This window comes from Stieleria sedimenti (genome assembly GCF_025060895.1).
In the GTDB taxonomy this organism is placed as follows: Bacteria; Planctomycetota; Planctomycetia; order Pirellulales; family Pirellulaceae; genus Stieleria; species Stieleria sedimenti.
This window is the reverse complement of record NZ_JANZKV010000212.1, coordinates 19,609-33,032: the sequence shown is the minus strand read 5'-3', so window position 1 is coordinate 33,032 and position 13,424 is coordinate 19,609. Positions and strand designations below refer to the sequence as shown.

Here is a 13,424-nt window from a genome sequence, read left to right as displayed (position 1 = left end):
AATAAGACCGTCGCTCCGGGGTCGCGTCGTGCGGGGGACCGGATGTCCGGAGGTGTCGCTGCGCTCACCTCCGGCTACTGGCTTTGACACCCTTCGGGGTCATGCCAGCGACCAACGAGCGCCCGTCGGCTCGCGCCAAACGGCTGGTGGCGCTCGGGATATCAGCCGATTCGCCCTCGCGAATCCGGTATCCCGGAGGGATTTCAGCGAGTAGCCGGAGGTCAGCGTAGCGCCACCTCCGGGAAGGGCGTCGCAAATTTCCCACCGACCCCGGCGGGGTCGCAGCGAATCGATTCTGGTTCAGCGCATCGATGGCGGCAGCGAGTCGGCCAGGGGGCTCAAGTAGAGCGGGCTCGCTTGGTGCCGGGCGGGGTCGGGACGCAGCAGATCGGCGGCGGCTTCCAGCAAGTCACGTCGACTGATCTGGCCGACCAGTTTGCCTCCGCTGACGATCGGAACCCGTCGGTAGGGAGAGTTCAAGAACAGCTGTGCGATTTGCAGGATGTCCGCGTTGGGCCCCAGCGTGAGCGCCGCGGTATCGGCAAAGTCGCCCACCTCATGGTCCTTGGCCGACTCCGCGATGGAGCCTGATGCACCGTTTCGGCGGACGCGATCGGCGACTTCCAAGGCGATGCGATGTTGGGCGCGCAGCACGTCACGTCGGCTGACCTGACCGGCGAGCTTTTCGCCATGGAGAATCGGCAGTCGGCGATACGGCGTTTCTTCGAACTTCCTCGCGACGTCATGCAGGCAATCGTTTTCGTCGATGATTCGATTGCGATCCAGGTTCATGTAGGAACCCACATTGGTGCCCGGCACCTGGTCGTAGAGTGCGGCGACCAAAACTCGCATTGCCGTCTTCTCGGAGAAGATCCCTAGAAAATTTCCCTTGGCGTCTACCACCGGCGCACCGGAAATGCGCTTGCTGAGAATGTGATCGATCGACCGAAAGACGTCGTCATCTTGTGAAAGCGTTATCAAATCACGTTTCATGAACTCGCGGACCTTGGGCGCGCTGATCCCCAGTTCGATCGCGGCGGCCACCGAACCACTGAGCGCCTTCATGCATGCCTTTTCACTGAACACGCCGACGTATTGATTTTGATCATCCACGACCGGCGCACCGGAGATGTTGTCGCGCAACAGTCTCGCCACACCGTCAAGCACTTTCGTGTGCGGAGAGAGCGTCACCAATTTGCGACGCATGAAATCCTGAGCCACTTTCACTTCGTTCATTTCAAGCCTCTCGCAGATTAGATAGGTTTGTAAAAAGTCTTTGGTCGTCGCTCGGGTTGAAAACGGCCCTTTCCGATCCCGAAACCCGGTTCGTCACGCCGTGGTTCCTCCTCATCGACTGACGGTGCGAAAGAATGCCCCACCAGTCGGTCGGCAGTTTTTCCGCTACACGCCCCCCTGCATTAACTATAACGAACTCACCGGCGAGTTGCGACATTCTGTCGGCTTGACAGTTTTTTTTCTTCCCGTTTCGCGTGCCAGGCAGCATTGGTAGCGACTTCAGTCCAAAGACTTCATGTCGCTCCCCGTGTTGAGAGGGTCGGACGCGAGGTACGGGCGACCGGGAAGGGGGCGGCCGGGGAGGGGGCGGCCGGGGAGGGGGCGGCCGGGGAGGGGGCGTCGTGGTTCAAAATCATCTGATGATGCAGACAGACCCTCCCCTCGCTTCGCTCGACCCTCCCCGGCAGGCAACGCTGTGAAGCATTTTTCCCTGTGTTTCGTCCGGTTTTAGCGGCAGGGCGCGAGCCCTCCGGTTCCTTATCTTTGCCAAAACACCGGAGGGCTCGCGCCCTACCGCTAAAAAATGCTACCCAGCGTTGCCTGGCAGGGAGGGTGGCTTAAGGTGTGTTGACACCAAACTGCTACCGGAGAGCGTGACTGAGGAGCTGTCAATTCCGATAGGGGATCGGCCGTGTCGTCAAGCACCGGGCTGTCGGCCCCGGTCCAGCGTCGGTTTTGGTATACAGTTCCGACTGGGCGAGTTGCGCGTGCGACCCGTCAACCGACTTCGATTCCAATTTGAAAGAAAACGACTGATGCGAAATCACTGTACGAGTTTGGTCTTGGCTCTCCTGCTGGGCACCCTGTCGGCTGCCGGCGGAGCCTCGGTTTCGGCGGCCGACGTTTACGAATACGACGGGGTGCACTCCTCGGTCAGTTTCAAGGCTCGGCACTTGGACATCAGTTGGATCCATGGCCGATTCAATGATGTTTCCGGCACGTTTTCGCTCGACCGCGAAGATCCTTCCAAGTCGACGTTTTCGTTGACGATCAAAGTCGATAGCGTCGACACGGCCAACAAGGCGCGTGACGAACACCTGCGTCAGCCCGATTACTTTGACACCAAACAGTTTCCCACGATCGAGTTCCGCAGTACGAGCGTCAAGCCGATTGATGGCGGTTATGAAGTCACCGGAGACTTCACGATGCACGGAACGACCAACAAGATCACGCTCGTTTTGATGGGCGGAAAGGAACACGATTTCAAAAAGGTCAAACGCGTCGCCTTCTCCACCGAGCTTGCGCTCAAACGAAGCGACTATGGCTTCGACAAGCGAGCCATCGGCCCGATCGGCGACACGGCGTTGATCATCATCGATTGCGAAGGCGTTCGCGAGTAACGGATGCCCGATCCGCTGCTGTATGTCCAGGCGACCGCGGCCGCAGCGGCCGCCGGCGCTGCGATCGCCGTGGTACTGCTTTGGCTGCCCAGGTCGCCGACGGCCGCTTGGCTGAACGCGGCATGTGGCATCGCGGTCGCCGTTGGCTTGACGGTGGGGCTGCGGGTCGAGGACCTGCACGTCGCGTTGCCGCCGGCCGGCGGTCTGGATCGGTTGTTGCTGATCGTCATTCCCGCGGCGTTGTTGATCGAATCGGTCGCCGCGTTGCCGCCGGTCGGCAACCGGTTCGCGTGGGCGTTGCGGATCGGTTTGATTTTGCTGACGCCGCGAATTCTGCTGCACGGTTCGGTGTACGTGAGCGATTCGGAGACATGGACGGCCTGGCAAGCGGCGATCAGCTTCGGTGTCTGTTGGGCGTTGTTGGGGAGTTGTTGGGGGTTGATGTTCGCATTGGGGCGTCGACGCCCTGGGGTTTCAATCCCACTGAGTCTCGGTCTGGCCATTCAATCGGCCGCCGCGACGGTGATGATGGCGGGATATTTAAGAGGCGGCGAGGCGGCGATGCCGATGGTCGCCGCGTTGCTGGGGACCGCGACCGTGGCTTGGGTGATGGCCAGCGGTCGACGTGGGGTGTCCGGCGAAAGACCGTCTACAGCGCCGCCTGTGTTGCCGACGGTCTTGATTGCCGTCGGCGTGATCGGCTTGTTCGGCGTGTTGTTCATCGGCCACTTTTTCGGACGCGTCCCTGGCGGACGCGCCGTGGCGATCTGTCTGGCGCCCTTGTTGTGCTGGGTGACCGAGATCGCGCCGCTGAAGCACCAACGGCCTTGGATCGTCGGGACGATTCGGCTGTGCCTGGTTGCGGTCCCGCTGGTCATCACGCTGGCGTCGGCCAAGCGTGATTTCGACCGCGATCTGGCGCCGCTGGTCGTGATGCAAGGCCGTTGATTTTCCGCTCCGATCTTTTTTCGCTGCACCTCTTGCAAAAAAGATCTCGGCTTCGCAGAATACTTGTCGAGAACAATTCTCATTAGCGTTAGTGCCGCGGTCGACACGGCAGCCCTACCTTTCACCCGCACAACCGGGGCGTCCCCCCCAGGGACGGAACCGATCCGAGGAGATACTCCATCATGCCTGCCCAGCCCCGTTTGATGTCGCTGCGTTGCATGTCGCTGTCGACCACCACCCGGTCGCGACGAAACGCCTTCACCTTGGTGGAGTTGCTGGTCGTGATCGCGATCATCGGTATTCTGGTCGGATTGTTGTTGCCGGCCGTTCAGGCGGCTCGCGAAGCGGCGCGGCGCATGAGTTGCACCAACAACATGAAGCAGATGATTTTGGCCGTTCACAATTACGAATCGGCCACCAAACGTCTGCCCCCGGCCTGGACGCGACCGGCGATGACTGGCGACGGTTGGTCGACGCAGGCGAGGATTTTGCCCTACGTCGAAAACGTCGCCTTGGCGTCGGCAATCGATTTCAGTGCCGGCTACGGGGCGGCCCGGATCACGGTGGATGGCGAATCGATCAAAGTCTCCAGTTTTCGCGTGCCGGTTTACTTGTGCCCCAGCGACGTCAACGACTTTGAACGCAACGATGACGACGGCAATCCCTACCACTATCCGCTCAGCTACGGCTACAACGCCGGACCGTGGTTTGTATTCAATCCCAATACGAACCAAACCGGTCCGGGGTCGTTTGTCGCCGGCCGTGTGTCGCGATTCCGCGATGTGTTGGATGGGCTGAGCAACACGCTCGGGTTCGGCGAAGTCAAAGCCAGGACGCCGTACTACCGTGACGTGGAAATCGATGGAACGATCCCGACACCGCTCGAGCCCGCCGAAATCTGTGCCCTGGGCGGCAGCTTTAAAACCGACACCGGCCACACCGAATGGGTTGACGGACGCGTTCATCAATCGGGATTCACGACCACGTTTTCTCCCAACCGCAAAGTGATTTGTGAGGTCAGTGGTCGTGAGTTTGATGTCGACTTCACGAACATCCGCGAGGGCAGAGACACGACCGCGCTGACTCAGGCGGCCGTGACCAGCCGCAGCTACCACCAGGGTGGTGTGAACGTCACGATGATGGATGGCTCGGTGCGATTCATCACCGATTCGATCAATTTGGACCTCTGGCGGAATCTTTCCACACGAGCCGGCGGCGAAACCGTGACGGTGCCGGAGTAGCGGCGCTGAGGCGGCGCAGGTTGGATGCTTACCCTATCCACCGCGTAGTGGATCTTGTCAACGAATTGTCTGCGTGAAATCACTCTGCCAACCCTCCGCTGAATGTCAGCGATCCGGCAGGGCATGATCGCTAGTTGGAATGGTAGGAAGATTTTGGTGGTAGGAAGATTGGTTGGATCGGATGGATGGTGCATTTCATCATTTTCTTACCTCCGTAATCTTCTTACCTGATTTTCGCAGCGACGCGAAAGAGGTCGCCGCTCACGCGAATCGGCTGATGCAAATCGCTCTCAGCAACAATCGGAAAACCGGTGGGATAGGTTTCCAGGTGCTTCAATGCTGAACTGACAGGCTGGAAGCCTATCCCACGCATAAGATCCGACGTGTATTTCCTATTCGTTGCTAGGCACTGAAATGTCTTGCAATGGCATCGCTGGTCGGTTGTTGGATCACGCCGCGTTCGGTGATGATCGCGGTGACCAGTTCGGCGGGCGTGACGTCGAAGGCCGGGTTGAGCACACCGGCCGCGTCGGGAACGATGCCGACCCCGTGCGGGGCGGCGACTTCATCGCGACTCCGCTGCTCGATCGGGATGTCATCGCCGCAATCGAGTGCTAAATCGAACGTGTTGGTCGGGGCGGCGACGTAGAACGGCAGCCCGTGATGTCGGGCCAGCACCGCGACGGGGTAGGTCCCGATCTTGTTGGCCACATCACCTCGGGCGGTGATTCGATCGGCGCCGACGATGACGGCTTGGATCACGCCTTGTCGCATCAGGGAACCCGACATCGAATCGGTGATCACGGTGACGTCGACGCCGGCTTGCGACAGTTCCCATGCGGTCAGCCGTCCGCCTTGCAGCAGCGGCCGCGTTTCATCGGCGATGACTTTGGGCGCGTTTCCGCTCTGGTGCAAGTGATAGATCGGCGCCAACGCTGTTCCCCAGGTCGACGTGGCCAGTCCGCCGGCGTTGCAGTGCGTCAGCACCGTGTCGATTCCAGATAACAACGGAGCCCCGTTGCGTCCGATCGCGTGGCACATCTGGCGGTCTTCGTCGTGGATCTGTTTCGCTTCGGCGACCAGGGCGTTTTTGAGGTTTTCCTGCGACGTCGATTCAACGACGCGGCGCATCCGGTCCAGGGCCCAGAACAGATTCACCGCGGTCGGGCGGCTGGTCGCCAGGTATTCGATCGCGTGGATGTATCGCGATTGCGGGGCCGATTCGGAACCATCGTCCGGCTCGCTGTAGGCCGGATCGTCGGCAGCCAGGCAGACGCCGTAGGCGGCGGCGATGCCGATCGCCGGGGCACCACGCACGACCAGTCGACGGATCGCGTCGTGGGTTTGCCGGACCGTGGTGCAGACCAGTTCGGCCAATTCGCCGGGCAGCTTGGTCTGGTCGATCAGGATCAGTCGATGGTTTTCGAAGCGGAGCGTTTCAGGGGCGGTCATGGAGCGGACGAGCGGATGGAGTCGGTTGCCGGGGTTCGCAGTGGTTACTGGGGTTCACCCGGGGGCAGATACATTCAACAATGTAGACCATCCGTCCTCGGCGGCGAACACGTCGTGCCCCGCATCAACGGACCTCCCGATGAGACTGATTCTTTGATCGCAATTTGGATATCGCTACCGATCGAACTGCGATTGGTGTTGCTCGCCATGTTGGGGATCGCGATCGGTGTGCTTGCCAATTGGGCGATTTATCGATTGGCCTGGGACGCACGTTTGATCGGGCCTTGGGTGCCGGCTGATGAAACGGCTCCGCCCCGCAAGACTTCGGATCGCATCCCGATCGTCGGTTGGCTGGGATTGCGTCGCGAAGCCTCGATTCACGGCAGCGGGTTTTGGATCCGGCCGATGTTGATCGAGCTGGCGATGGCGATCGGGATCCCGCTGTATTACTGGTTCCTCACGCAAACGGGGCTGTTGCTCCCGCCAGCAGATCGCGTGCCGGCGGTGATCGCCGGGGTCCAGCCATGGATGACGATCGTGTTTGTGTCGCATCTGATCATGATTTCGTTGATGGTCGCGGCGACGTTTATCGATTTCGACGAGCAAACGATTCCCGACGAGATCACGATTCCGGGCACGTTGATCGCTTTGGTTGTGGCCTGTGTGTCGATGACCGATTCGTTTCTGCCGGCACTCGATTTGAACGGTGTGTTGGTTCCGATCGCGTTTTATTTACCGGCGCCGGCGGAGGCTCCGAAGTGGACCGGTCCGACGGGCTGGTGGACGGGGGTGGGGATTTGGACGATGTGGTGTTTTGCGTTGTCCAATCGCCGATTGATTCTGCGTCGCGGGCCGCTCAAAGCGTTCGAATATTTCTTTGCGTCGCTGGTCCGCAACAAGCCCTACAACCCCTGGAAAGCCCTGTTGGCGATGTGGTTGATCGGTGCGGTGGGCGTTCGAATCGTCTTCGGCATCGGGGGAGACGCATGGATCGGATTGCTGACGGCGTTGATCGGACTGGGCGTCGGCGGCGGCGTCGTGTGGGCGATTCGGATCGTCGGCAGTCTGGCGATGCGTCGTGAAGCGATGGGGTTTGGCGACGTGACGTTGATGGCAATGATTGGCGCGTTCATCGGCTGGCAAGGCGCCGTGATGTCGTTCTTCCTGGCCCCGATTGCCGCCATCGCGATCGTTCTGGTCTATTTCATCATCACTCGCAACTCGGAAATCCCGTTCGGTCCCTATCTTTGTGCCGGCACGATGCTCTCGATTTTCGGATGGGATCGGCTCGTCAACGGGTGGTTCTTGGGCAATCTGGCGATCTTGGGGCCATTTATGCTTTGGTTGTTTGTTGCCCTGACGGGTATCATGGGTGTGATGCTTTACTTTTGGCGAGTCTTGAAGGAGACGATGTTCGGTGAATAACTATTTGAAGAATCTCGATCGTTACAACGGATCAACGGGCATGGCTTCGGCCAGCGGTGCTGGGCTGATCGGCGGTCTGCTGTTGGCGTTTGTCTGCGGCTGCGTTGACGCACCGTTAGCATCCCAGCAAGCCGCCACGGATCCGTCGGAGCCGGTGGTCTTGGTCGGCGATTCGTCTCCGGCCGAGCGCGCGACCGAGTCGTCCGACCCAGGCGCGAAAGAATCCGGCGCGAAAGAATCTGGCGAAGAAAAATCGCCCACTAAAAATGCCCCCGAATCGGAAAACAAAACCGTGACAGAGTCAAACGAAAAACTGGCGCCGAAGCAGAAGTTGGAATTCGTCGCCGAGTACAACGCGCTCGACCGAAATGCCGCCTACGTGATTCTGAACAAAGGCACCGAGCCGCCGGGGCCGGGCGGTTACACGATGACGAAGGACCCCGGCACCTACATCTGTCGCCAGTGCAACGCCCAGCTGTACCGCAGCGCCGACAAGTTTGAAAGCCATTGCGGCTGGCCAAGTTTTGACGACGAAATCAAGGGTGCCGTGCGGCGCGAAACCGATGCCGATGGCTACCGGACCGAGATTCTGTGCGCCAACTGCGGCGGACACCTCGGACACGTTTTCGAGGGCGAACGGTTCACCGAAAAGAACACCCGGCACTGCGTCAATTCAATTTCGATGAAGTTCATTCCAGAGGGCAAAAAGCTGCCGGCCAAGCTGGTGATCAAGGATGAGAAAGAGGTGGACAAGCAGGGGGAGGAGTCGGCAGAGAACTAGGGGCAGAAGATCGTGTGCCTTTTATTACCCCCGTCCCCTTTTTGAGCTGCGGCGCTGGCGGCAGCGGCCATTGGTGATCCGTCTTTCGTCTTCCGTCATCAGGGACCAGCGGGCGATTTCGTCGAGCGTGCGAAAGCACCCCAGGCAGGTCTGTGATGCGTCGATCGCGCAGCGGTCGATGCAGGGCGACTGGGACGTGACCGGGGACGACGGTTCGGGCGGCTGATTTTCTTCGTTCATGCGCTGAGTGTACCCGCACGACCATCAAAATGCGGCGGGGCGGACGTCAGATCGTCGTCGGTCGGCGGGCGTCGTTCGGCGCTGCGACTGGCGCCCCGGTCGTGGTCATCCGGTGCCTAGAGGACAATACCGCGAAGCGAAGACAAGCGGAGGTGCCCGGACGCTTTACCGATCCGTCTGCTAAAATCCTCTCATCGGGGGGCGGATCCCGGGTTGCGGATTGACCACCGATTGATCGCACGCATCGTCCATGCCATCAGGAGTTCGAGATGAAAAAGCGTTTCGGCACCAAAGTGTGGTTGCGGTGGTTCGCCGGACGCAACGAAGTGCTGATGTTTTCGCTGGCGATGATCTACCTGGTCTGCTTGGCGGTCCTGGTGGTGATTTGGGTCGACCTTCCCGGGCTACAGGAACGTGCCGAGCAATTGATCGACGCGGAGAGTTTGGAGGCGGACGAGATGGCGGTGGTGGCGCCGTACGGATTGGAAGGGGCGGTGTTGTTGGCGATGCTGGGGATTTGGTGTGTCGTGGCCGGTGAAGCGATCGTGCACTGGGTGACACGTCCCTGGGATCGCGCGCACCTGCGGCACCATCTGCACAGCGGGTTGTTTTGCATCTGTCCGGCGCTTCGGATGTGCGCCCGGAGCCCTGAAATGCACGGACGGATCTGGTTGCCCGGACTGGGTTGGCGTCGTGGCGGCCGCCGTTTGCAGCGTCAACTGGAACGCCATTTCAGCGTTCCGATGATGGTCGTCGCGCTGCTGATCATGCCGATCTTGATCATCGAGTTCTTTCTCAAAGATCAAGTCGCCGCATACCGATGGTTGCGGATCTTGCTGCACGGCGGGACCGGAGTGATTTGGTTCGCATTCGCGGCCGAATTCATCTTGATGGTGTCGATTGCAGAAAAGAAGTTGGAGTATTGCAAAGAGCACTGGATCGATTTGGCGATCATCCTGCTGCCGCTGGTTTCGTTCTTGCGCACCCTGAGTTTGGCCAAGGCGACCCGTCTGGCCGATTTGATGCGGATCCAGCAACTGTCGAATCTGGCACGCGCGTACCGTTTGCGGGGGACGGCGATCAAAGCGTTGCGTGTGTTGATCCTGTTCGACTTGACCGAACGTCTCCTAAGGGTCAGCGATGAACGGCGAATGGAGAAGCTGGAAAAGCAGCTAGCCGAGATGGAGAAGCATTCGCGTTTGCTGCGTCAACGCATCGCCAAGTTGAAATTAAAATGCGTCGAGCAAGAGGCATTGGAGTTGGAGCAGGAGCGTGCGAAATCGATGTCGTCCGGGATGTCGATGGCTGAGATCCCGATTTGTGCCGTCTGTAATGTCGCGTCCTCGCAGCCCTGTCGTTGCGTCGTGCGTCAAGATTCGATGGCTTCGGCGGACACCGGCGGCGACCAGAATCGACGTACGATTTGACGGGCGGCGAGGTACAGGCCGACGGCGGTCAAAATCCCTAGTACATCGGCCAGGGCATCGAAAACATCGGGGTGCCGGCCCGGCGAGAACGCTTGCGTCAGCTCGTCGATGCTGGCGTAGGCCGTCAAGACGATGATCACGCCCAGAAAACGCCGCGCCGACCGGCTTCGATCGTTGCCGGGGGACTGGGTGACGTAGCAGCACAGGATCGCCAGGCCGAAGTAGCCGGAAAAGTGCTTCACCTTGTCATTCAGCTGGGGGCCGACATCGATCCCGGCCGGCCAGTGTGTTCCCAGAAAAAGTGCGATCCAATAGAGCGCCAGAGCGATGACGCCAAGGCGAAAGCCGAGTATGGTGATGCCGGTGATTGGACGCATTGGATTGGTTGGATTGTCGGCCCACTGGTTGCGGGCCGGATGTCGTCTGGTCGAACTGAAACTGAATCGTGAAGCGAATCGATCTCTAGGCAAGAGGACACCAACGTGCAGCGTCTCTATCGAACCCTCACCCGCGGCCGAATGATGTTCGCCGCCCTCGTCGCTGCGGCGGTTGTAACAACCGTGACGCCTTCCCAGCAAGTCACAGCTCAGCAAGTGACAGCTCAGCAAGCCGAAACGGTGGGTCAGTCTCCGGCCGAGGCCGCGGGGGGCGAGAGCTCGGAAAACTCTGCCGCACAAAAGGGGACCACGGCCAAAAACTCCGCCGACAAATCCGAAAAGGCTGCCTGGATCTCGCTCACGGGCCACTGGAAGGCCTGTCAATTTGGAGGGGAAGGCGACGTGATCCTCAAGGATGACGTGATCAAGATGGAGCACGGCGACCCGCTGACCGGTGTGGTTTGGACGGGCCCCTTTGACGGTGACCCACCCAAAACCGGGGCGGACGATTCGAAATCGAAACACGCGAAGCCGCTGCCGCGGGACAACTATGAACTCCGCTGGGAATGTCGACGCGATTCGGGCTATGACTTCCTTTGTGCCTTTACGTTTCCCGTCGCGGACCAGTACGTCAGTCTGGTGATGGGCGGCTGGGGCGGCGGGATCACCGGGATCAGCAGCATCGACGGGCGCGACGCCAGCGACAACGAAACCACGATGTTCATGAGCTATGAGGACAAAAAGTGGTACAGCGCCCGGGTGCGAGTGGAGACCACGAAAATCACGGCCTGGGTCGACGGCACGGAACTGTTCAGCCACCCGCGACAGGACCACGAGTTTGACATCCGTTTTGAAATGGATCCCTGCACCCCGCTGGGGATTGCCAACTTTGAGTGTGATTCGCAAATCCGCAACATCCAACTGCGGCGGCTGCAGGCTTCTGAAATCACGGCGGCAAAGTAGGTCTGCCGGTGATGCAACAGCAGCAGATCGACGAGCACTTCATGGGCCGCGCCCTGGAACTCGCCTCTCAAGCGGTGGAGCACGACGAGGTGCCCGTCGGGGCGATCGTGATCCGCGATCACCAGATCATCGCGGCGGCGTCCAACCAGCGGCAGATGTTGAAGGACCCCACGGCGCATGCGGAGATGATTGCCATCACGCAAGCGGCCGCGGCGATCGGCGATTGGCGGCTGGAAAACACGACGCTGTACGTGACCCTGGAGCCTTGCCCGATGTGTGCCGGGGCGATTCTGCAGGCCCGGATTCCGCGGGTGGTGTTCGGTGCCAGCGACGGCAAGGCCGGCGCGGTGACCAGCCTGTTTCGGTTGCTCAGCGACGATCGGCTGAATCATCAGGCGGAGGTGGTCGCGGGGGTCAAGGCGGAGCCTTGCGGACAAATCTTGACCGATTTTTTCGCTAGCAAACGTGCGTTGGGGAAAAAGTGACGCTGGGAAACTGTGCCGGTATTCAAGATTCTCGGACTTTTGCCACTTCTCGCGATAATCAGACTAAGCCCTGGCGTTCCACCTGTCCGATAAGACCGTCACGACCGAATCTTTGTGTCAAGAGAGACGAGAAAATCGGTCAATGCACCCCAACGCGGGCCGCTGATGGAATCTGCAGGCAGATTCCGGCGGTCACTACGGACGACTTCTAATAGACGGTGGAACAGCGATGTCGGTACGGAAGCTGACGGCTAGAATTTTTGGATCCCTTGTACTGCTCTGTGGTATGGCTTCGGCCCAGGCTCAGGAGCACGTCCCCGTGGCGGATCCGCTTCAGTTCGATCCCGACTTCCGTTGGTTCGAGCCGATCTACGATATGGACTTGGCGGATATGAAGCCAAAGAAGCGAGCCAATACGGGTTGGTTCGCCACCTACGACCGCTTGAACCTTTATGGTTCGCGGCCTGAACTGGAAAACAATTCTCAAGGCCTCGAGTCCGGTCTGGACAGTGGCTGGGGCCATCGTTACGAAATCGGGTTCATGTTGCCCGACGAGGACAAGGGCTGGTTGTTCAGCTGGGTCGACAATGACGTCGGCGAGTTTTTCAGCGTCCGCAAGGAACGCGGTAATCGTTTCAACGAAGACGAGCTTGACGGCGAAGCGACCAACCCCGCGCCTCCGTTCGGATTCGAAGCGATTCCCGGCATCAGCAACAATCGCGGATTCAACTATCGATTCGTCGATGAAAAGCGAAGCGAGAACGTGATCGACTTTGACAGCTACGAGCTGAGCAAGACGTGGCGATTGGAACCGTACCACTATGGTGGGATCCTGGAGCCGATGGTTGGGTTCCGCTGGTTCCGAATTGAAGACACCAACGTTCGGCAGAACTTCATCAGTTCGAACGACCCGGATCAGATCGCAGACGGAGTCGCCGGACGTCCGAACTTGGTCACCACCTACGGTGCCGCGTCGGAGTTGATGACGACCGACCAGGCATTCACCGAGAACGAAGCGATCACCGGACAGATCGGATTCCGATACTTCAAGTTCTTTGATCGATTCACCTTCGCGACCGACTTCAAAGTCTTCTCGGGGGCGAACTTCCAAAGCAGCTTCAACAACCGACACACCGAAGCGGTCGTGTACGACGGAACCGACACGATTGCCGAAGGCGATGAAGTCACTCGAATCCTGTATGAGGAAACCGACCGCGACTACACTCGCAACGAAGAGTTTTTCCTCGGCTTTGATGTCCGCGGCGAACTCGGCTACCAACTGTCCCGTGCGATCACGGTGCGAGCCGGTTTCCAGCTGATCGATGTCGCTCGCGGTCTGTGGCGGGGCGGGGACCTGGATAACTCCATCCTGCGAGGCGGCGACAACGATCAAGACTACTTGATGGTCGGCGGTACCTTCGGGATCACCCTGAACCGCTAGTCAGACTC

The 13,424-nt window shown here is 59.7% G+C and carries 13 protein-coding genes; 9 read left to right on the top strand and 4 right to left on the bottom strand.

The window, feature by feature from the left end; genetic code table 11:
- Nucleotides 1-300: 300 nt before the first annotated feature.
- Nucleotides 301-1,236 carry a CBS domain-containing protein gene (locus tag NZK35_RS26015; RefSeq protein ID WP_259635441.1) on the bottom strand — a complete coding sequence of 312 codons (936 nt, stop codon included), beginning with the start codon at nucleotides 1,234-1,236 and terminating at the stop codon, nucleotides 301-303.
- An 815-nt stretch (nucleotides 1,237-2,051) separates the two neighbouring features.
- On the opposite strand from NZK35_RS26015, the gene NZK35_RS26010 reads away from it, so the two are divergent.
- The 3 genes from NZK35_RS26010 to NZK35_RS26000 all read left to right on the top strand — a co-directional run bounded on the left by NZK35_RS26010 (nucleotide 2,052) and on the right by NZK35_RS26000 (nucleotide 4,825).
- Entirely contained in the window at nucleotides 2,052-2,636 is a 585-nt protein-coding gene (locus NZK35_RS26010) for a YceI family protein (RefSeq protein WP_259635440.1), read from the top strand.
- Between the two features lie 3 nt (nucleotides 2,637-2,639).
- Entirely contained in the window at nucleotides 2,640-3,584 is a 945-nt protein-coding gene (locus tag NZK35_RS26005; RefSeq protein WP_259635439.1) for a hypothetical protein, read from the top strand.
- Between the two features lie 218 nt (nucleotides 3,585-3,802).
- A complete protein-coding gene (locus NZK35_RS26000) occupies nucleotides 3,803-4,825 on the top strand; it encodes a DUF1559 domain-containing protein (RefSeq protein ID WP_259635442.1) in 1,023 nt (340 codons plus the stop codon).
- A 402-nt stretch (nucleotides 4,826-5,227) separates the two neighbouring features.
- Here NZK35_RS26000 and mtnA read toward each other — a convergent pair whose 3' ends face one another.
- Entirely contained in the window at nucleotides 5,228-6,277 is a 1,050-nt protein-coding gene (gene mtnA, locus NZK35_RS25995) for an S-methyl-5-thioribose-1-phosphate isomerase (RefSeq protein WP_259635438.1), read from the bottom strand.
- Between the two features lie 153 nt (nucleotides 6,278-6,430).
- On the opposite strand from mtnA, the gene NZK35_RS25990 reads away from it, so the two are divergent.
- A complete protein-coding gene (locus tag NZK35_RS25990; RefSeq protein WP_259635437.1) occupies nucleotides 6,431-7,702 on the top strand; it encodes a prepilin peptidase in 1,272 nt (423 codons plus the stop codon).
- Entirely contained in the window at nucleotides 7,695-8,483 is a 789-nt protein-coding gene (locus NZK35_RS25985) for a methionine-R-sulfoxide reductase (protein ID WP_259635436.1), read from the top strand. The genes NZK35_RS25990 and NZK35_RS25985 overlap by 8 nt, the downstream gene beginning before the upstream one ends.
- A 24-nt stretch (nucleotides 8,484-8,507) precedes the next feature.
- Here the strand turns inward: NZK35_RS25985 and NZK35_RS35000 are convergent, their stop codons facing one another.
- Nucleotides 8,508-8,723, bottom strand: a complete 216-nt coding sequence (locus NZK35_RS35000) for a DUF1289 domain-containing protein (protein ID WP_407699837.1) — start codon at nucleotides 8,721-8,723, stop codon at nucleotides 8,508-8,510.
- 269 nt (nucleotides 8,724-8,992) lie between these two features.
- Here NZK35_RS35000 and NZK35_RS25980 point away from each other — a divergent pair, with 269 nt between their 5' ends.
- Entirely contained in the window at nucleotides 8,993-10,150 is a 1,158-nt protein-coding gene (locus tag NZK35_RS25980) for a potassium channel protein (RefSeq protein ID WP_259635435.1), read from the top strand.
- Here the strand turns inward: NZK35_RS25980 and NZK35_RS25975 are convergent.
- Entirely contained in the window at nucleotides 10,093-10,527 is a 435-nt protein-coding gene (locus NZK35_RS25975; RefSeq protein ID WP_259635434.1) for a VanZ family protein, read from the bottom strand. The two genes, NZK35_RS25980 and NZK35_RS25975, sit on opposite strands and share 58 nt — an antisense overlap.
- 105 nt (nucleotides 10,528-10,632) lie before the next feature.
- On the opposite strand from NZK35_RS25975, the gene NZK35_RS25970 reads away from it, so the two are divergent.
- The 3 genes from NZK35_RS25970 to NZK35_RS25960 all read left to right on the top strand — a co-directional run bounded on the left by NZK35_RS25970 (nucleotide 10,633) and on the right by NZK35_RS25960 (nucleotide 13,416).
- Complete coding sequence (locus NZK35_RS25970) at nucleotides 10,633-11,490, top strand: DUF1080 domain-containing protein (protein WP_259635433.1); 858 nt, start codon at nucleotides 10,633-10,635, stop codon at nucleotides 11,488-11,490.
- Between the two features lie 11 nt (nucleotides 11,491-11,501).
- Nucleotides 11,502-11,975 carry a tRNA adenosine(34) deaminase TadA gene (gene tadA / locus NZK35_RS25965; RefSeq protein ID WP_259635432.1) on the top strand — a complete coding sequence of 158 codons (474 nt, stop codon included), beginning with the start codon at nucleotides 11,502-11,504 and terminating at the stop codon, nucleotides 11,973-11,975.
- Between the two features lie 319 nt (nucleotides 11,976-12,294).
- Nucleotides 12,295-13,416, top strand: a complete 1,122-nt coding sequence (locus tag NZK35_RS25960; RefSeq protein ID WP_259635431.1) for a hypothetical protein — start codon at nucleotides 12,295-12,297, stop codon at nucleotides 13,414-13,416.
- The last annotated feature ends 8 nt before the right edge of the window (nucleotides 13,417-13,424 follow it).